Consider the following 18480-nt stretch of genomic DNA (forward strand, 5'->3'; position numbering starts at 1 on the left):
TCACACCTCCGCGGGCTCGGGGGTGGCCACAGGGGCGCCGTCGGCGGCGGTGATCGGCGCCACCGGGGTGTCGACGGCACGCACCAGCCGCGGGCCCTCGGGGCCGAAGACGGCGCGGGGCTCGGGGAAGAACCACAGCAGCGCGAGGTAGACGACCGCGGCCAGGCCCAGTCCGACGGGCAGCGAGATGTCCACGCCGCCCGCGAGGTCACCGAGGGCGCCGACGAACTGGCCGGGGAGGTTGACGAACTGGACCGCGAGCAGGGCGGAGGCCAGCCAGGCGCCCATGCCGCGCCAGTTCCAGCCGTGCGTGAACCAGTAACGTCCGCCCCGCTGACGGCGGTTGAAGACCTGCAGCGAGTCGGGGTCGTACCAGCCGCGGCGGGTGAGGAAGCCCAGGGTCATGATGACCATCCACGGCGCGGTGCACACGATGATCAGCGTCGCGAAGGTGGAGATGGACTGGGTCAGGTTGGCGGCGAAGCGGCCGACGAAGATGAAGGAGATGGACAGGACGCCGATGAACACGGTGGCCTGCACCCGGCTGAACCGGGGGAAGACGCTGGCGAAGTCGAGGCCGGTGCCGTAGAGCGAGGTGGTGCCGGTGGACATGCCGCCGATCAGCGCGAGCAGACAGACGGGCAGGAAGTACCAGGAGGGCGAGACGGCCAGCAGGCCGCCGACGTAGTCCGGGGCGCTCGGGTCGAGGAAGTTCCCCGCCTTCGCGGCGATGATCGAGGCCGTCGCCAGGCCGAAGAAGAACGGCAGGATCGTCGCGACCTGGGAGAGGAAGGCCGCGCCCATGACCCGGCGGCGCGGGGTGTCGGCGGGGATGTAGCGGGCCCAGTCGCCGAGGAAGGCTCCGAACGAGACGGGGTTGGACAGCACGATCAGCGCGGAGCCGATGAAGGCCGGCCAGAAGCCGGGGGTGCTCAGCGAGTGGAAGCTGCCCTGGTAGCCGGGGTCGAAATCGCCCCCGAAGGCGAGCAGGCCGAGGGCGAAGAGCAGGGAGGCGGCGGCGACCGCGATCTTGTTCACGAAGAGCATGAAGCGGAAGCCGTAGATGCACACCGTCAGCACCAGCGCGGCGAACAGCCCGTACGCGACGGCGTAGACGCCCTCGTTGGTCGGCAGGTGGAACATCCGGTGCGCGCCGCCGACCAGGGCGTCGCCGGAGGACCACACGGAGATGGAGAAGAAGGCGACCGCGGTCAGCAGGGAGAGGAAGGAGCCGACGACCCTGCCGTGCACGCCCAGGTGCGCGGAGGAGGACACCGAGTTGTTGGTGCCGTTCAGCGGCCCGAACACGGCCAGCGGGGCGAGGATCAGCGCGCCGACGGCCAGTCCGAGGCCGGTGGCCGCCAGGCCCTGCCAGAAGGAGAGCCCGAACAGGATCGGGAAGGCGCCGAGGACGCAGGTGGCGAAGGTGTTCGCGCCGCCGAAGGCGACCCGGAACAGGTCCAGCGGCCGGGCGGTGCGATCGGCGTCCGGGATGCGCTCCACCCCGTACGTCTCGATCTCGGTCAGCGCCGGAGCGTCGTGCTGCTCCGACGGGGGGCTGGTGGTCATGTCTGCTCCTCGCGAGGGCCGGTGGAGTCCAGGGTGAACAGGCTGATCAGGTCGTAGGCGACGTGGGACGCCGCGACGGAGGTGATGTCGGCGTGGTCGTAGGCGGGGGCGACCTCGACGACGTCGGCGCCGACCAGGTTGAGCCCGGCGAGGCCGCGCAGGATCTCCAGCAGCTCGCGCGAGGTCATGCCGCCGGCCTCGGGGGTGCCGGTGCCGGGGGCGTGCGCGGGGTCGAGGACGTCGATGTCGACGGACACGTACAGCGGCCGGTCGCCGATGCGCTGCCGCAGTGCGTCCACCGTCTCGTCGACGCCGCGGCGCAGCACGTCGGAGGAGGTGACGATGCCGAACCCGAGGCGGCGGTCCTCCTCCAGGTCCCGCTTGCCGTACAGCGGCCCGCGGGTGCCGACGTGGCTGAGCGCCTCGGTGTCGACGATGCCCTCCTCGACGGCGCGGCGGAACGGGGTGCCGTGGGTGTACTCGGCGCCGAAATAGGTGTCCCAGGTGTCGAGGTGCGCGTCGAAGTGGAGGACCGCGACCGGTCCGTGCCGCCTGGCGACCGCGCGCAGCAGCGGCAGCGCGATGGTGTGGTCGCCACCGATGGTGACCAGCTTCGTGCCGTCGGACTGGAGGCGGGATGCCTCGTGCTCGACGGTCTCGATCGCCTCGTTGATGTCGAAGGGGTTCACCGGGATGTCACCGGCGTCGGCGACCTGCACCGTCGCGAAGGGCGACACGTCGAGCGCCGGGTGGTACGGGCGCAGCAGCCGGGAGGCCTCGCGCACCGCGGCCGGGGCGAACCGGGCGCCGGGCCGGTAGGAGACCCCGGTGTCGAAGGGGACGCCGACGACGGCGATGTCCGCGCGGGACACCTCGTCCAGCCGCGGCAGCCGGGCGAAGGTCGCCGGTCCCGCGTAGCGGGGGACGCGGGAGGAGTCCACAGGTCCACGGGGCTGGGTCGTCATCAGGCACCTTCCTGTCAGTCTGGGCGTGCACCGCCGGATGGGCGGACCCCGGGGCGGAGTGAGTGGTTCCGGTAACGGGGGATGACTCAGTGTGCGGACGGCCGAACGGCGGGGTCAATTGTTGACGACACGAAGAACTACAGTTGACTTGTGTCCGACCACAAAGCCACGCCGCGTTCCGTCCTCACCGTCGGCGACCTGCTGTCGTTCCCGGCGCTCCAGATACGCCTGCTCGCGGGCGGCGGCGGCCTGGGCCGCACGGTCTCCTGGGCGCATGTCAGCGAACTGGAGGACCCCACGCCCTGGCTCCAGGGTTCGGAGGTCCTCATGACCGTGGGCCTCGCCGTGCCGCGCGCCGCCGGGGCCCAGCGGCGCTATCTGGAGCGGCTCGACGACGCGGGCGTCGCGGCGCTGGTCCTCAGCACCCAGTTGCGCACCCCGCCGCTGCGGCAGGCGTTCCTCGCCGCGGCCGAGGAACGCGGCTTCCCGGTGCTGGAGGTGCCGCTCACCGTTCCCTTCGTCACCATCGCGCAGGAGGTCGCCGCGGCGGTCAGCGAGAAGTCCGCCGAGCGGCTCGGCGCCCAGCTCCAGGTCTTCGGCGCGCTGCGCTGGATGGCCGAGGAGAACCTCGACATCCCCGCGCTCTTCGACCGCCTGGAGCAGCTCAGCGGCTACCGCCTCTTCCTGTGCACCCCCCAGGGGCGCCCGCTGCTGCCCGGGGTCGCGGCGCCCGAGGATCTCTCGGTGCTGCCGGCGGACCCGGACGCCCCGCCGACCGTGCCCGGCGGCTTCGTGCTCCCGGTCCTCGGCCCGGGTGGCGCGGCCGGTTACCTGGTCGCGCTGGAACAGGCCGGTGCCCGTCCGGCCGGGCTGGCCGTCGTCCAGCACCTGGCCACCGTCGCCGCCCTGCGACTCGCGATGGTCCGTCAGGAACGCGAAGTGCTGCGGCGGGAGGGGGCGGAGACCCTCGCCGAGATGCTTCAGGACACCCTCGACCCGGCCGGCGCCCAGCGCCGGCTGGCCCACCACGGCCTGGACACGCGGCGGCCCGTGGTCCTCGCGGTGCTCCGGCGCGCCCAGGACGAGCAGTTGGACGGCGCCCTGTCGGACCATCCGCACCTGACCCTGCGACGCGGTGAGGACCGGCTGGTCCTGGCCGAACCCGGCTTCACCGAGGCCCTGGCCGGGCTGCCCGGCGCGGTGTGCGGGGTGAGCCGCCCCTTCACCGTCGGCGAGCCCCTGCGGGTCGCCCGGCAGGAGGCGGAATGGGCGGCCGGACGCGCCGAGGAGGCGGGCAAGCCGCTCCTCCACTACGGCGAGGACGCCACCGGGCGCTGGCTGCCCGAGGACCGCCGGCTGCTGGCGGCACTCGTCGAGCAGGTCCTCGGCGAGGCCCTGCGCTACGACGAGGCGCACGGGTCACAGCTGCTGGTCTCCGTGCGCACCTGGATGGAGCGCGACCGCCGCACCGAGGACGCCGCCGCGGCCCTCCACGTCCACCCGAACACCCTCGCCTACCGGCTGCGCCGGTTCGGCGAGGTGACCGGCCGGGACCTGTCGACGACCGCCGCCTTCACCGAGGTCTGGTTCGCCGTGCGCGCGGCGACCGAACTCGGCGTGGCGGTCGCGGGGCCGTAGCCCGGGGCTCCCGGCAGAACCCCCTCCCCGGCGCCGGAAGGGACCCCGTGGTCACCGGGACGTGCGGAACAGCCCCGCGGGCACCGCTGCCGCCAGTGCCCCGTACCCGGTCGGGTTGAGGTGCAGCCAGTCCCCCACCTGGAGGTCGGCCCGCAGGCGGCTCGGATCGGCCGGGTCCCGTACCACCCGGTCGAAGTCGATCACCGCGTCGAAGTGCCCGGGCCCCCGGATCCACGCGTTGACGCGCCGGCGGGCCGCCTCGCGCACTCCCGCCCCGTCGTCGTAGGCGTTGCCGCCGAACGGCAGCAGGGTGGCGCCGTAGACCCGGATGCCCTGGGCGTGGGCGCGGACGACGATCTGCCGGTAGGCGGCGACGAGGTCGTCGGCGACGGCCTGCTGGGCCCGCGGGGTGGCGGCGGCGGTGCCGATGTCGTTGACGCCCTCGAAGACGATCAGCCAGGAGACCCCGCTGCGGGAGAGGACGTCCCGGTCGAGCCGGGCCAGCACATTGGGGCCGAGACCGTCGGCGAGGACCCGGTTGCCGCCGGCCGCCTGGTTGAGCACGGCGATGCCCGGGGTGCCGGCCCCGGACCGCAGACGGTCGAAGAACTGGTCCGGCCAGCGGTCGTTGCCGTTGGTCGTGGACCCGCGGCCGTCGGTGAGGGAGTCGCCGAGAACGGCCACGGCCCGGGTGGCGGCGGGAGCCAGGACCTCGACGTCGCTCAGCAGGTACCAGTGGTCGACCGCGGTCGCGCCCGTCAGATCCGGGTCCCGCGTGTGGTCGCCGCCGACGAGGTACGACGTGGTGCGCGAACCCGGGTGCGAGGTGAGCGCCAGATCGGGCTGGCCCTGCGCGGTGTACGCCGTGACCGTGAGTTCGGCCCCCGGGGCCAGTTCGAGGTCGACGGGATCGGAGACGACCTGGGCCCCGACGGGTACGACGGTCGCGGCACGCCCGGAGAAGGTCACCCGGTGCAGGCTGTCCGGAACGATCGCGGAGACTCCCGCCCGGCCGCCCGCCGGCAGCGCCACGGTCACCGAGGTCAGCGGCAGCGCGGTGTCGCCGTAGGCGTTGGAGAAGCGCAACCGGAGCCGGGGGGCGCCGACCGTCACGCGGACGGTCTGGCGCAGGGTGGTGTCGGCCAGCACGGACCGCTCCCCCGTGAAGGGCGCGGGCGGCAGGTTGCCGGCCTCGGTGAGCTGCGGCATCCCGGTCCAGGTGGTCACCCAGTGGCTGCCCTGGCGGGCGGCCGGGGCGACCGGGCGCGGACCGCGTACCAGCGCGGTGACGGCCGTGGCGGTCACCACCAGGGCGAGGGCGAGGACACCGGTGCTGAGCAGGGTGGCGAGCGGCGTTCTGCCGGGCTGCGGCTTCACGGGGACCTTCCGGGCGAGGGGACGGCGGCGGTGCCGTCGTCAGCTGACCGTGCGGGGGTACCGTCGAGCGAGAACGCGGTGGCGGGCGCGCTGTCGCCGGTGCGGGCTGTCTGGTGGCCGATGCTCACGTTCGCCGAAGCCGGTGACCTCGGTGAGCGTCGCCGCGGGGACGGCGACGGGGCGGGCCGAGGCGGCGGGCACCGCGAGCAGCGGCAGCCCCACCAGAACGCGGAGAACCGAGAGCGGCCCGGTGCGCGGTGCGTCGAGGGTGGGGACGGGTGTGGCACGTCGTCGTTGTCCCTTTCTGATCGCGGCTCGGTGCGGCGTCGTGCGGGGAACTCCCGGCATGGTGGCATGAACACGGCCGCGCACGGAAGCGCTCCCACGTCACTTCGCGGGACGCGGGACGACCGGAACGGATGCTGCGCGAGGCGTTGACCAGAAAGCGCTTTCACTCTACCTTCCGTTCAGAAACCTGAACGGCGGGTCTCGATGGGCCGTCGTTCACACAGGTGCACGAATGCAGCGGTCCACAGGATGAACATTCATCAGCCACATGAACGACCCTGTGGAACAGCAGGCAGGCCCCCCACTCGAAAGAAGGCATACGGGACATGACTTCACGAGCACCGAACAGTGCGCGCGCACTGCTGGGCGCACTGGCCGCCCTGGGACTCTCGCTTGGCATGATCATGACTGGCGGCACCTCGGCGGAAGCGGCCACCTGGCCGACCGCGAGCGGCAGCCAGGCCGTCACCGCGACGATCAAGCTGTCGGGGACGAAGGACTACGGGATGCTGCGCCTGTACGGCAGCGGCGACCTGGGCACCGGCGGGCAGAGCGAGAGCCAGGACCCGATCCTCGATCTGGCGGCCGGCACCGTCCTGAAGAACGTCATCATCGGCGCGCCCGCCGCGGACGGCATCCACTGCGAGGGCAGCTGCACGCTGCAGAACGTGTGGTGGGAGGACGTCGGTGAGGACGCGGCGACCTTCCGCGGCTCCTCGTCGTCCAACGTGTACACCGTCTCGGGCGGCGGCGCGAAGGAAGCCAGCGACAAGGTGTTCCAGTTCAACGGCGCCGGGACGCTGAACGTGTCCAACTTCGCGGTGCAGAACTTCGGCAAACTGGTCCGCTCGTGCGGCAACTGCTCCACGCAGTACAAGCGCACGATCAACCTGAACACCATCGAGGCGACGTACAAGGGCAGTGCGCTGGTCGGGATCAACACCAACTACGGGGACAGCGCGACGCTGAAGAACATCACGATCGTCGGGGACAGCAGCAAGAAGATCGTGCCCTGCCAGAAGTACATCGGCAACAACACGGGCGCCGAACCGCCGAAGAACGGGAGCGGGCCGGACGGGACGTACTGCAAGTACTCCAGCTCCGACATCACCTACAAGTGAGCCCGGGCGGTGGGGCGGGCGGATTCCCGACTCGACGAGGCCGGGCCGCCGGAGCATGCCGGGTTCGTAGCCGCTGCCGCCCCACCGTTCTACGAGTCCGCCGTCGCGGTCGAAGCGGCTGATCCGCGGGCCCCGGCGGCCGGCCTCCTCACCGGTGACCGGCCGCCCGGACAGCGGTCCCGGGTGCGTCCCGGAGACGACAGGGGCGACGGCCGACCCGTCGCCGGTGGCGACCGGACGCACCACCTGGATGCCAGGTCGCACAGGGCCGTTCGCGGCTCGCCGAGCATGGCCTCGTACCCGTCGGGCCCCGGCGCCCGGCCGGAGGGCGGGGCCATGGCCGGTCGAGCCGGCCGCGACCATCCGGCCGAGGGCGTCGAGGTCGCCTGCGCCGACGGCCTCACCGAAAGCGGTCCGCGCGGCGATGCTCGTCCGCTGGACCATGGGCAGTCCCGGCGCATCTGGGCCACTGTCCTGTCCGTCGGCCGCGAAGCCCATGCGCACGGCCTTCGACCGTGCCCAGCCGGCGGCCCCCGGCACATCTGCGCCGGGGGCCGCCGGCAAGAGCCGGAGAACCGTCAGTCCGCCGTGTCCCCCGTCGGCCCCCTCAGTTCGGCCCGGTACCCCGTGTACGCGGCGCGCAGTTCGTCGCCCGGCCAGTCGGCGGGCAGGAGTTCCGGGGGCAGGACCGGGTCGGTGAGCAAGTGGCGTACCGCCGCCGCGAAGACCGTGAAGCGGTCGGCCGGGAGGCGGGACGCGGACGCGCGGGCGAGGAGGGCGCGGGCGGTGCCCGCCCAGGTGGTCAACGGCCAGAGGCCGGCGGCCAGTTCGGACGCGGGTAGGTCGGGGCGGGCGGTGTAGGACTGCGTGGTGCCGGCGAGGTCGGCCGGCAGGGGCCGGGCCAGGTTCGCCGGGCGGAGCCAGACGCCCTCGCGGAGTTCGGCCAGGCGGAGGGCGGCCAGCCGGGAGCGCAGGTCGGCTCGTGCGGCGGGGCCGCGGCCCGTGGCCGTGACGACCAGCATCTCCCAGTCGCCACGCCACGCGCGCGTGCGGGGCCGTACCGCCTCGTCCTGGCGGCGCTGGCGGGCCAGCAGCCGGTCGCTGAGGCCGTAGACGGCGTCGTCGCCGCGGCGCAGGTCGCCGGCCGCCGTCATGCGGCTGAGCGCGGCCCGGAGCGTGGAGCCGCCGATCCCGAAAGGCTCGACGAACCGGATCAGGTCCTTCACCGGCAGCTCCGGCGGATGCGTACCCAGCAGCAGGCTCAGCACTACCGACCGGGCCGACAGGGGGCGCAGGCCGACGTCGGCGGGCTCGGCGGACAGGTCGTTCATGCGCATGGTCACGTACTGTACGTGCGGAGAGTTGTTGCACTATTGCTGCGACCGCAGAAATATCGCAACATAGAGCCATGGACTCGACCGTCGCGCTTCCGCAGCCGCAGTACGCCACTCACGACGTCACCAACCAGGCGCCGCCGCTCGCCCCGTACGACGCCTCCGACGACCCGGTGCTGATCGAGGGGCTGCGCCGGGAGGGGGCGGAGTGGGCCGAGGAGGGGATCCGGCGGCTCGGGGTACGGGCCGGCAGTGCGGCGGCGCAGGAGTGGGGTGAGCTGGCCAACCGGCACGAGCCGGAGCTGCGCAGCCACGACCGGTACGGCAACCGGGTCGACGAGGTCGACTTCCACCCGAGCTGGCACCACCTGATGCGGGTGGCGGTGGCGGAAGGACTGGCGGGGGCCGCCTGGGCCGACGACCGCGCGGGGGCACACGTCGCGCGGACCGCGGGTGGGCTGGTGTGGGGGCACACCGAATCCGGTCACGGCTGCCCCACGTCGATGACGTACGCCGCCGTTCCCGCGCTGCGCGCCCAGCCCGATCTGGCCAAGGTGTACGAGCCGCTGCTGACCAGCCGGGAGTACGCGCCGGGGCTGCGCGTGCCGACCGAGAAGCCGGGGCTGCTCGCCGGGATGGGCATGACCGAGAAGCAGGGCGGTTCGGACGTCCGGACGAACACCACGGCCGCCACCCCCACCGCCGAGCCGGGCGTCTACACCCTGCGCGGGCACAAGTGGTTCACCTCCGCGCCGATGTGCGACGTCTTCCTGGTGCTGGCCCAGGCACCGGGCGGCCTGTCGTGCTTCCTGGTCCCGCGCGTGCTGCCGGACGGCAGCCGCAACGCGTTCCGCATCCAGCGGCTGAAGGACAAGCTCGGCAACCGCTCCAACGCGTCCTCCGAGCCGGAGTTCGACGGGACCGTGGCCTGGCTGGTCGGGCCCGAGGGGCGAGGAGTGAAGACCATCATCGAGATGGTCAACTGCACCCGGCTGGACTGTGTGATGAACTCGGCGACCCTGATGCGCAAGACGCTCGTCGAGGCCGGTCATCATGTGCGCCATCGCAGCGCGTTCGGCGCGCGGCTCGTCGACCAGCCGCTGATGCGCAATGTCCTGGCCGACCTGGCCCTGGAGTCGGAGGCAGCGACCACGCTGACGCTGCGGCTGGCCGGGGCCGCCGACCGCGCGGTGCGCGGGGACGAGCAGGAGCGGGCCTTCAGGCGGATCGCGACCGCCGTCGGCAAGTACTGGGTCACCAAGCGCGGCCCGGCCTTCACCGCGGAGGCGCTGGAGTGCCTGGGCGGCAACGGCTACGTCGAGGATTCCGGCATGCCCCGGCACTACCGCGAGGCCCCGCTGCTGTCGATCTGGGAGGGCTCGGGGAACGTCAACGCGCTCGACGTGCTGCGGGCGCTGTCCCGCGAAACCAGCGCCGCCGACGCCCTGTTCGGCGAACTCGCGCACGCCCGCGGAGCGGACAGCCGGCTGGACGCCGCCGTGACCCGGCTGAAGAACGAACTGGCCGGGACCGATCAGGTGGGGGCGCGCCGGGTGGTCGAACGGATGGCGCTGGCGCTGCAGGCCTCGCTGCTGGTCCGGTACGCCCCGGCCGCCGTCGCGGACGCCTTCTGCGCGACCCGGCTCGGCGGCGACTGGGGGCACGCGTTCGGCACCCTGCCCGCCGGCGCCGCGTTCGACGCGATCCTGGAACGGGCGCTTCCTGACCGGAACTGACCCCCCTACCGGCGCCCGTGGCCGGTGACCGCCGACGGATCGCACACAGTCGCCGCCCGGTTCCGCATCGTTGTCAGTGCCGTGGTACAGACTCCGGAACAGGGGGTTCTCGCCTGGGGAGGACAACGTGTTCACGGGGATCGACGAGGTCGACTGGGCCGCGCTGCGGCACGCGTACGGCACCGCGGAGGACGTGCCCGGGCTGCTGCGCGGACTGGCCTCACCGGACGCGGCCGAACGGGAGGTCGCGCTCGACGGGATGTACGGCTCGGTGCACCACCAGGGGAACGTGTACGACTCGACGCTCGCCTGCGTCCCGTTCCTCTTCGCACTCGCTTCCCGTCCGGAGGTGCCGGACCGGGGCGCCATCGTCGAACTGCTGGTCAGCATCGGCGCGGAGAGCGCCGGTCCACGGGCCCGGGCCGCCGTCCGCGCCGGCGCCGCGGCGTTCGTGCCACTGGCCGCCGACGCGTGTCCCGGGGTGCGCCGGGCGGCGGCCGGGGCGCTGGTCCGGTTCCTCGACGGACCGGCGCGGGTGCTGGCGCTGCTACGGCGGCGGATCGCGGTCGAGCGCGACGAGCAGGTGCTGCTCGCTCTCATCGAGGCCCTCGGGCTGCTGGTCCGCCACCGTCCCGCCCAGGCGGCCGGGGCGGTGGCGCTGCTGGCCGCGCAGAGCGGGCCGCCGTACGCCCCGACGGCACGGCTGGCGGCCCTCGGCCAGTTGGGTCTCGGCGCGCCCGAGCGGCTGCCCGGCGACCTGGTGCCCACCGCGGTCCGACTGCTCAGGGAGCGGTCCGAGCGGCGCGCGGCAGGCGGGGACCGGGTGGACACGGACACCCTGGTCGGCCGGATACGGCGGCTGCGGCCGTCGGACGAGGAGGGTTCGTATCTGCTGCGCACCCTGCACCGGGCGCTGGACGACCGGGTGGCGGACCGGATCGCCCTGCTCGTCGGCCAGTTGAGCAGCCCGGACCCGATGGACCGGTGTAACGCGGTGCGGATGTCGGCCGGGCTGTTCCGTGGGTGGCGGGCGGACTTCACGACGCCCGTCGAGCTGATCGGCAGGCAACTGGGCCGGGGGCAGGACCAGTTACGGGACGCGGCCGTCTCGGTGCTCGCGGAGCTGTTCGGGCTGGCCGCGCCCGCCGCCGATGAGCTGCACGCGCTGGTGACGGTACGGCCCGACCTGTGGGTACGCACCTGGGAGCGCGGCAGGCCCTCGCTGGGCGGTCCGCTCAAGGCACTGGCCAGGAGCGGCGATCCGCGCGCGGTGCCGGCCCTGTCCCAATTGCTGGCGAGACCGGTGGCGCCCGCGGGTCTGGGCTTCGAGATCGCGCATCTGGGCCCGGCGGCCGCTCCGCTCGCCCCCGCGCTGCGGCACCGGCTCGGCCGGATCGACCCGGACTCGCCACGCGCCGCCGAGCTGGCCGCTCCGCTGCTGGCGGCGCTCACCGCTCTCAAGGACCCCGTGGCGGTGCCGGAGGTGCTGCGGCTGCTGCGCGGCGCGCCGGACGGGCTGGGCGCCCGGGAGGCCCTCGTCGGCCAGGCGGTGCGGGCCCTCGACGCCCTGGGGACGGCGGCCCGGGCGGCGGCACCGGTCCTGCGCGGGCTCCTGGACACCCGGCACGCGGCCGTGGCGGCGGGGGCCCTGTGGTCGGCGGAGGGGGAGGCGGACGCCGTACTCCCCGTGCTGCTGCGGGAGCTGACGCTCGGTCGCAGCCGCGGCGCGCGGACGGCGGCCGGGCAGCTGGGGCGGCTGGGACCGGCCGCCCGTGACGCGCTGCCCGCGCTGCACCGGCTGGCCGGATCCGGCCGGGTGGGGGAACGAACGGCGGCTGCCGAGGCGTTGTGGCGGATCGGCGGGGATCCGGAGCCCGTACTGCCGGTGTTCCGGACCGCCTGGTCGGAGAACCCCTGCACACGGGGCGCGATCGCCGGGTGTCTGGCCGCGATGGGCCCGGCGGGCGCCCCGCTGCGCGACCTGCTGACGGCCGAACTCGCCACCGCCCGGCGCCACACAGCACGACCGGGCGGGTTCGGCAGCCACGACATCGCCCAGGACGAGCGGCTGCTCTCCGACTGCCGCCAGGCGCTGGCGAGTCAGTGACCGGAAGCCGCGCCGTCACGCGCCGGCGAACCGGTGACCGACCACCGCGCCACGCAGAACACCGGCGAACCGGTGACCGACCACCGCGCCACACAAGACGCGGGCGTCAGCCGGTCGTCCGGCCCCACTGCGGTCCGAGCCGTGCCCATTCCGCGTCCCAGCGGTCCATCCGGCGCCGCTCCAGGCGGCCGCGCGCGGCGAGCCCGGCGACGAGCGGCACGGCGGCCGCGCTCAGCCCGGTCAGTCCGCCGATCAGCGTGGCGCGGAAGCGGGCCTCGGAGGCGGTGGCTGGCCGGGTGACGAGGTGCCCCTGAGGATCCGTCCAGACGGTGACCGGGGTGCCGGCCTTGCTGCCGGCCGCCACCCGCGCCTGGCCGGTGTGCGCGGAGCCGTCGGCGACGGTCCAGCCCACTCTCGTCCAGACCCGTTCCCCGTCGGCGGACTGGGACTTGGGGCGCGCCGGCCCGGGGGCCCTGTCCAGGACACGGGCCACGACCGGGTGCCACTCGACGCGCTCGCGGGCCAGGCCGTCCTCGACCGACCGGTTCGCCGCTAGCCCGGCGAGCACCCCGGCCAGCAGGGTGAGCAGCCAGGTGCCGAGCAGCACCCAGGCCTCCATCGTGTCGGCGCGACGCTTCAGCGGGTTGCGCCGCCAGCGCCACAGCCAGACCTTCGGACCACGGAACGCCTTCAAAGGCATCCTCCTCACGCGCGCACGGACAGCCCCGTACCGCCCTCCCATACGGGAGCCGCCGCCCCGTTGCTCACGGCGGACTCCAGGTCGACGGTCGCACGACCGGCCCCGCTCGCGCAGGCGTCTGCCGGAACGCGTTCCGCCGCCTTGTTCGACCGACCGACACGACGGCTCCGACCTGCGACGACGCAGTCCCGGGGGTGACTGTCAGTGGTGGGGTGCAGACTGGCCGGTGTCTGAAATCGCGTGTGACAAAGGCGTCATGGAGGTGGTCGGCATGACCGAGGTACTGCTCGCCGTGGGGACCCGGAAGGGCCTGTTTCTCGGGAGGCGTCGAGGTGGCGCCTGGGAGTTCGACGAAAGTCCCTACTTCAACGCGCAGGCGATCTACTCGGTCGCCATCGACACCCGGGGCGGGCGGCCCCGGGTGCTGGCGGGCGGCGACAGCGCGCACTGGGGGCCTTCGGTGTTCCACTCCGACGACCTGGGCCGCACCTGGAGCGAACCGGCCCGGCCCGCCGTGAAGTTCCCGAAGGACACCGGTGCCTCGCTGGAGCGGGTCTGGCAGCTCCATCCGGCGGCCGCCGAGCCGGAGGTGGTGTACGCGGGCACCGAACCGGCCGCCCTGTACCGGTCCGAGGACCGCGGGGAGAGCTTCGCCCTGGTCCGGCCGCTGTGGGAGCACCCGACGCGCGACAAGTGGGTGCCGGGCGGCGGCGGTGAGGGCCTGCACACCGTCGTCACCGACCGGCGTGACCCGAAGGCGGTGACGGTCGCCGTCTCGACGGCCGGCGTGTTCCGCACCAGCGACGGCGGTACGAGCTGGACGCCGTCCAACTCCGGTGTCTCCGCGGTGTTCCTGCCGGATCCCGACCCGGAGTTCGGTCAGTGCGTGCACAAGATCGCCCAGGACGCGGGGAGTCCGGACCGGCTCTATCTGCAGAACCACTGGGGGGTGTACCGGAGCGACGACGCGGGGGCGCACTGGACCGACATCGGCGCGGGGCTGCCGTCGACGTTCGGATTCGCGGCGGCCGCCCATCCGCACCGCGCGGAGACGGCGTACGTCTTCCCGATCAACGCGGACGCGGACCGGGTGCCCGCCGAGCGCCGCTGCCGGGTCTTCCGCACGGCCGACGCGGGCAGGACCTGGGATCCGCTGACGGCGGGGCTGCCGCCGGAGGACCACTACGGCACGGTGCTGCGCGACGCGCTGTGCACGGACGACGCGGACCCGGCCGGCGTGTACTTCGGCAACCGCAACGGCGAGGTGTTCGCCTCGGCCGACGACGGCGACAGCTGGCGCCAACTGGCCTCCCATCTGCCGGACGTGCTGTGCGTACGGGCCGCGGTCGTCGCCTGAGGGCAGGTTCCCGGAAGGAGGGGGGTCTCCGCCGTCCGGGGCGAGCGTCCGGTCGCCCTCGGTCGTCCCGCGACCGCGGTGACCACGGCTTGATCGCCGACCCGTGTACGGCAGTAGGCTGACGCCGTGGCACCACGACCCTTGCATGAGATCGTCGAACCGGGCTGGGCGAAAGCCCTGGAACCAGTGGCCGGGAGGATCGCCGCGATGGGCGACTTCCTGCGCGCGGAGATCGCCGCGGGACGCACCTACCTCCCGGCCGGCCCGAACGTTCTGCGGGCCTTCCGACAACCCTTCGATGACGTCCGCGTCCTGATCGTCGGCCAGGACCCGTATCCGACCCCGGGGCACGCGGTGGGGCTGTCGTTCTCGGTCGCGCCCGAGGTGCGGCCGCTGCCCGGCAGCCTGATCAACATCTACCGGGAGCTGAACACCGACCTGGGCCTGCCCCAGCCGTCCAACGGCGACCTCACCCCGTGGACCCAGCAGGGCGTCCTGTTGCTCAACAGGGCGCTCACCACGGCTCCGCGCAGCCCGGCCGCGCACCGCGGCAAGGGCTGGGAAGAGGTCACCGAGCAGGCGATCCGGGCGCTGGCCGACCGCGGCAAGCCGCTGGTGTCCATCCTGTGGGGCCGCGACGCCCGCAATCTCCGCCCGCTGCTGGGCCAGTTGCCGGCGGTGGAGTCCGCGCACCCGTCGCCCATGTCGGCGGACCGCGGCTTCTTCGGCTCCCGCCCGTTCAGCCGGGCCAACGACCTGCTGATCCAGCAGGGGGGACAGCCGGTGGACTGGCGTCTGCCGTGACCGGCCAGGACGGCGGTGGAGCCCTCGGCGCGGGGTTCCTCGCCGTCGACTCGGGCGGCTCCGGGTTGCGGGCCGTCGTCGGCGTGCCGGGCCGTGAGCCGTCGGCGCCGCGGGTGTCCCGGGAACCGGTGCGGACGGGGGCGCGGGGCCTGGACCCCGGGCATCTGCTGGAGAGACTCCTGCCCATGGCGCGGGCGTTGGCCGGCTCGTACGGGCTGGAGCGGATGACGACGGCCGTCGTCGGTGCCGCCGGTCTGGCCGGCCTGGGCGACACGCTGCGGGCCGAGCTGCCCGGCGCGCTGGCCCGGGAGCTCGGAGTGCGGACGGTCGCGCTCGCCGCCGACGCCGTGACCGCGTACGTAGGCGCCCTGGGTCCGCGGCCGGGCACCGTGGTCGCCGCCGGGACCGGGGTGATCGCACTCGGCAGCGATCTCACCGGGTGGCGGCGGGCGGACGGCTGGGGGCACCTGCTGGGCGACTGCGGCAGCGGCGCCTGGATCGGCCGGGCCGGCCTGGAGGCGGCGCTGCGCGCCTTCGACGGGCGGGACGGCGGCTCGGCCGCGCTGCGGGCCGCTGCCGAGGAGCGGTTCGGACCGCTGCCGGGGCTGCCCGGGCAGCTCTATCCGCGCGCCGACCGGCCCGCCGTGCTGGCCTCCTTCGCCCCCGACGTCGCGGACTGCGCGGCTGCGGGCGACCCGGTCGCGGCGGCGATCCTGGGTGCCGCCGCCCGGCACCTGGCCGAGTCGGCGGCCGCCGTCTGCCCCACGTCGGGTGCGCCCCGACTGGCCCTCACCGGCGGCCTCTTCAAGCTGGGCGACCCGCTTCTCGTACCGCTGGCCGAGGAGTTGGCGCGGTTGCTTCCGCAGGCTCGGCAGGTGCCGGCGGAGGGCGATCCGCTGCACGGAGCGGTACGCGTCGCGAGTGACCTGGTCACCGGGGGGCTCACACTCCCCGGTGATGAAAATCTGCTCACCGTTGTGCACATAAAACGTGTACATACAAACGGTGACTGATCCCGTTGGGCCACGAAGTGTCCGACAGGCCACGAAATCACCCCAGAATCATGCGTAACTCATCAGACAAAACAGGACGGATACCGCTCACCTGCACCCTCCCCGAACAAGGGAACCCAGATAGCCAGTAACATGCGGCGCCATGAGCTCCCCCACTGGGCCCGCGTCCGGCCTGCCAGTACGAATGCCGCGACCCCGCCAGCCCGGACGGCACCGCCGCCCCGAACCGCTGGTGGCTCCTGAGGACGCGCCCGCGCTCGTCCTCGCGGTTCCGGGAACGCCCAGCGCGGCCACGCGCGGCCTCGCCGAAGAGGTCGTGAGCATCGCCCGTTCCGAGCTGCCGGGCCTGGACGCCCGCATCGGCTACCTGGACGGGGACGACGCGGAGTTCCCCACCCTTCAGTCCGTGCTCTCCGGTGCCGCGGAGGAGCGCACCGCCCGTTACGAGCAGGCCGTCGCCGCCGGTGCCGAGGGGCTCAAGGCCCCCGACGGCCCGGTCGCCGTCGTCGTGCCGCTGCTGGCCGGCCCGGACAGCGCGCTGCTGCGCCAGCTCCGCCACGCGGTCATGGAGAGCCGGGTGGCCGCCGACCTGACCGATGTCCTCGGCCCGCACCCGCTGCTCGCCGAGGCGCTGCACGTGCGCCTGTCCGAGGCGGGTCTGGCCCGTGCCGACCGCGCCCGGCTGTTCACCGTGGCCACGGCCGCCGACGGCATCATCCTCGCGTCCGTGGGCGGCGACGAGGCCGTGCAGGCCGCCGGGATCACCGGGATGCTGCTCGCCGCGCGCCTGGCCGTGCCGGTGATGGCCGCGGCGCTGGACCAGGAGGGTTCGATCGCCTCCGTCGCGGAGCAACTGCGGAATTCGGGGTCGCAGCAGCTGGCGCTGGCGCCGTACCTGATAGGCCCGGAGATCGACGCGGCGCTGCTGGCCGCGGCCGCGGAGGAGGCCGACTGCCCCACCGCCGACCCGCTGGGGCCGTACCCGGCGATCGGCAAGCTGGCGCTGGCCAAGTACACGACGGCGCTGGGGATCGCTCCGCAGCAGCCGCAGGGTGCGCCGGTGCGGTGAGCTGACACACGCCGACGGTTCCCTTTCCCGGGCGGAGAGGGGACCGTCGGCTTTTTTTGGGGCGTACGGCCGGTACGACGGGGCGCTTCAGTCGAAGACGATGCAGGAGGCGGCCGGGACCTCCACCGAGCCGTCGTAGCGGGGCTGGCCCGTGTGCGGGTCGACGGTGAACCAGGTGATGTTGCCCGAGCGCTCGTTGGCGGCGTAGAGGAAGCCGCCCGACTCGGTGACCGCGCGTGGCCAGTGGCCGCCGCAGGGGACCGTGGCCGTCAGGTGCAGGCGGTCCTCGTCGGTCGTGAACGTGGTCAGGACGTCCTCACCCCGGGTCGCCGTCCAGACGAAGCGGCCGTCGGGCGAGACGGCGATGCCGGACGGGTAGACGTCGCCGGACGGGGCGCCGGGCAGGACCGGGGTCTCGGTCAGCGGCTTGAGGGTGCCGGTGCCGGCGTCCCAGCCGCAGACGGTCACGGTCGGGGTGAGTTCGTTGACCACGTAGGCGTACCGGCCGCCGGGGTGGAAGGCCAGGTGGCGCGGCCCGGAGCCGGGGCGCAGGGCGAACTCCCGGTGGAGGACGGGGGTGCCCTCGTCCAGGGTGCAGACGCGGACCGAGTCGGTGCCCAGGTCCACGCTGACCGCCCAGCGGCCGCTGGGGTCGGACTGCACCTGATGGGCGTGCGGGCCGCGCTGGCGCCGCTCGTGCGGGCCCGAGCCGGTGTGCTGGAGCTGCCCGGAGGGATGTGAGGCGAGGGTGCCGTCCGGACGGACCGGAACGGCGGTGACGCTGCCCGAACCGTAGTTGGCGGTCAGGACGTGGCCGTCGAAGAGGCCGAGGTGGGTGGGACCGCTGGCGTCGACCGGGACCGGCGGCCCCGCGAGGCGCGGTTTGTCGTCGTGCACGTGATACGCGGCGACCGCGCCGTCCGCGGTCTCGCTCACCGCGTACAGGGTGCGCCCGCCGGGTCCGAGCGCGAGATACGACGGGTCGGGCACGCCGTCGACGCTCTCCAGGAGGGCCAGGGCGCCGCTGTCCGGCCGGACCGCCGCCGTGACGATGCCGGGGCCGCCCGCGGCCGTGAACGATCCGATGAACGCCCTGCGCCGCCTGCCGCCGTCTGTCACCGCTGTCCCCTATCGCTGCGAGCCGCCACGAGCCGGTACGGGGCGGTACGAGTCGGTACGAGCCCGCCTGGGCCGACGGTAGCAGCTCGCGGTCTAGACCAGGAGGTGCGGGGCGGCGCGTCTCAGGCGCCGGCCAGGGGCGAGCCCGAGGGCGTGCGCAGCGGCTCGGCGAGTTCGGACAGCGTGCGCTCCAGGCCGTGAACGAGGTGGCGCCGCGCGAGCGCGTTCCGCACCGGCCGCTGCCTCTCGTGGAGTCCATCGGCCCGACCGCGCGCGCGTAACG

14 protein-coding genes and 1 pseudogene are annotated in these 18480 nt (G+C 73.9%); 9 read left to right on the forward strand and 6 right to left on the reverse strand.

Going from position 1 to position 18480, the window contains the following annotated elements; all coding sequences use genetic code 11:
* Positions 1–1569: a purine-cytosine permease family protein gene (locus LQ326_RS22740; protein WP_234539220.1), complete on the reverse strand. Its 1569-nt coding sequence runs from the start codon at positions 1567–1569 to the stop codon at positions 1–3.
* Positions 1566–2534 (reverse strand): agmatinase, encoded by a 969-nt coding sequence (speB, locus tag LQ326_RS22745; protein WP_234539222.1) that lies wholly within the window; start codon positions 2532–2534, stop codon positions 1566–1568. The genes LQ326_RS22740 and speB overlap by 4 nt, the downstream gene beginning before the upstream one ends.
* Positions 2535–2684: 150 nt before the next feature.
* On the opposite strand from speB, the gene LQ326_RS22750 reads away from it, so the two are divergent.
* Complete coding sequence (locus LQ326_RS22750; protein ID WP_234539223.1) at positions 2685–4172, forward strand: PucR family transcriptional regulator; 1488 nt, start codon at positions 2685–2687, stop codon at positions 4170–4172.
* Positions 4173–4223: 51 nt separating this feature from the next.
* Here the strand turns inward: LQ326_RS22750 and LQ326_RS22755 are convergent, their stop codons facing one another.
* A complete protein-coding gene (locus tag LQ326_RS22755; RefSeq protein WP_234539225.1) occupies positions 4224–5549 on the reverse strand; it encodes an SGNH/GDSL hydrolase family protein in 1326 nt (441 codons plus the stop codon).
* Positions 5550–6163: 614 nt separating this feature from the next.
* Between LQ326_RS22755 and LQ326_RS22760 the strand changes: the two genes are divergently transcribed.
* Positions 6164–6958: a pectate lyase gene (locus tag LQ326_RS22760; protein ID WP_181809247.1), complete on the forward strand. Its 795-nt coding sequence runs from the start codon at positions 6164–6166 to the stop codon at positions 6956–6958.
* Between the two features lie 578 nt (positions 6959–7536).
* Here the strand turns inward: LQ326_RS22760 and LQ326_RS22765 are convergent.
* Positions 7537–8295 carry a PaaX family transcriptional regulator C-terminal domain-containing protein gene (locus LQ326_RS22765; protein ID WP_234539228.1) on the reverse strand — a complete coding sequence of 253 codons (759 nt, stop codon included), beginning with the start codon at positions 8293–8295 and terminating at the stop codon, positions 7537–7539.
* Positions 8296–8366: 71 nt separating this feature from the next.
* Between LQ326_RS22765 and LQ326_RS22770 the strand changes: the two genes are divergently transcribed.
* On the forward strand, positions 8367–10028 hold the full coding sequence (locus LQ326_RS22770) for an acyl-CoA dehydrogenase family protein (protein ID WP_234539230.1): 1662 nt from the start codon (positions 8367–8369) through the stop codon (positions 10026–10028).
* Between the two features lie 127 nt (positions 10029–10155).
* The gene (locus LQ326_RS22775; RefSeq protein ID WP_234539231.1) at positions 10156–12135 is read left to right on the forward strand and encodes a HEAT repeat domain-containing protein; all 1980 of its coding nucleotides are present in this window, start codon (positions 10156–10158) and stop codon (positions 12133–12135) included.
* A 106-nt stretch (positions 12136–12241) separates the two neighbouring features.
* Here the strand turns inward: LQ326_RS22775 and LQ326_RS22780 are convergent, their stop codons facing one another.
* Complete coding sequence (locus LQ326_RS22780) at positions 12242–12829, reverse strand: Rv1733c family protein (protein ID WP_434056955.1); 588 nt, start codon at positions 12827–12829, stop codon at positions 12242–12244.
* 277 nt (positions 12830–13106) lie between these two features.
* Here LQ326_RS22780 and LQ326_RS22785 point away from each other — a divergent pair, with 277 nt between their 5' ends.
* From LQ326_RS22785 to LQ326_RS22800, 4 genes are all read left to right on the forward strand, one after another.
* On the forward strand, positions 13107–14192 hold the full coding sequence (locus LQ326_RS22785) for a WD40/YVTN/BNR-like repeat-containing protein (protein ID WP_234539236.1): 1086 nt from the start codon (positions 13107–13109) through the stop codon (positions 14190–14192).
* Positions 14193–14318: 126 nt separating this feature from the next.
* Positions 14319–14996 (forward strand): uracil-DNA glycosylase, encoded by a 678-nt coding sequence (locus tag LQ326_RS22790; RefSeq protein WP_234539237.1) that lies wholly within the window; start codon positions 14319–14321, stop codon positions 14994–14996.
* Positions 14993–16009, forward strand: a complete 1017-nt coding sequence (locus LQ326_RS22795; protein ID WP_234539238.1) for an N-acetylglucosamine kinase — start codon at positions 14993–14995, stop codon at positions 16007–16009. The genes LQ326_RS22790 and LQ326_RS22795 overlap by 4 nt, the downstream gene beginning before the upstream one ends.
* 142 nt (positions 16010–16151) lie before the next feature.
* The gene (locus LQ326_RS22800; RefSeq protein ID WP_234539240.1) at positions 16152–17078 is read left to right on the forward strand and encodes a sirohydrochlorin chelatase; all 927 of its coding nucleotides are present in this window, start codon (positions 16152–16154) and stop codon (positions 17076–17078) included.
* 87 nt (positions 17079–17165) lie between these two features.
* Here LQ326_RS22800 and LQ326_RS22805 read toward each other — a convergent pair whose 3' ends face one another.
* Positions 17166–18197, reverse strand: coding sequence for a lactonase family protein (locus tag LQ326_RS22805; protein WP_234539241.1), 1032 nt, complete (start codon positions 18195–18197; stop codon positions 17166–17168).
* Between the two features lie 203 nt (positions 18198–18400).
* Here LQ326_RS22805 and LQ326_RS22810 point away from each other — a divergent pair.
* Positions 18401–18478, forward strand: a pseudogene (locus tag LQ326_RS22810) (Lrp/AsnC family transcriptional regulator); the annotation flags it as partial.
* Positions 18479–18480 lie beyond the last annotated feature (2 nt).

The sequence above is a fragment of the Streptomyces shenzhenensis genome, from assembly GCF_021462265.1.
Taxonomy (GTDB): domain Bacteria; phylum Actinomycetota; class Actinomycetes; order Streptomycetales; family Streptomycetaceae; genus Streptomyces; species Streptomyces shenzhenensis.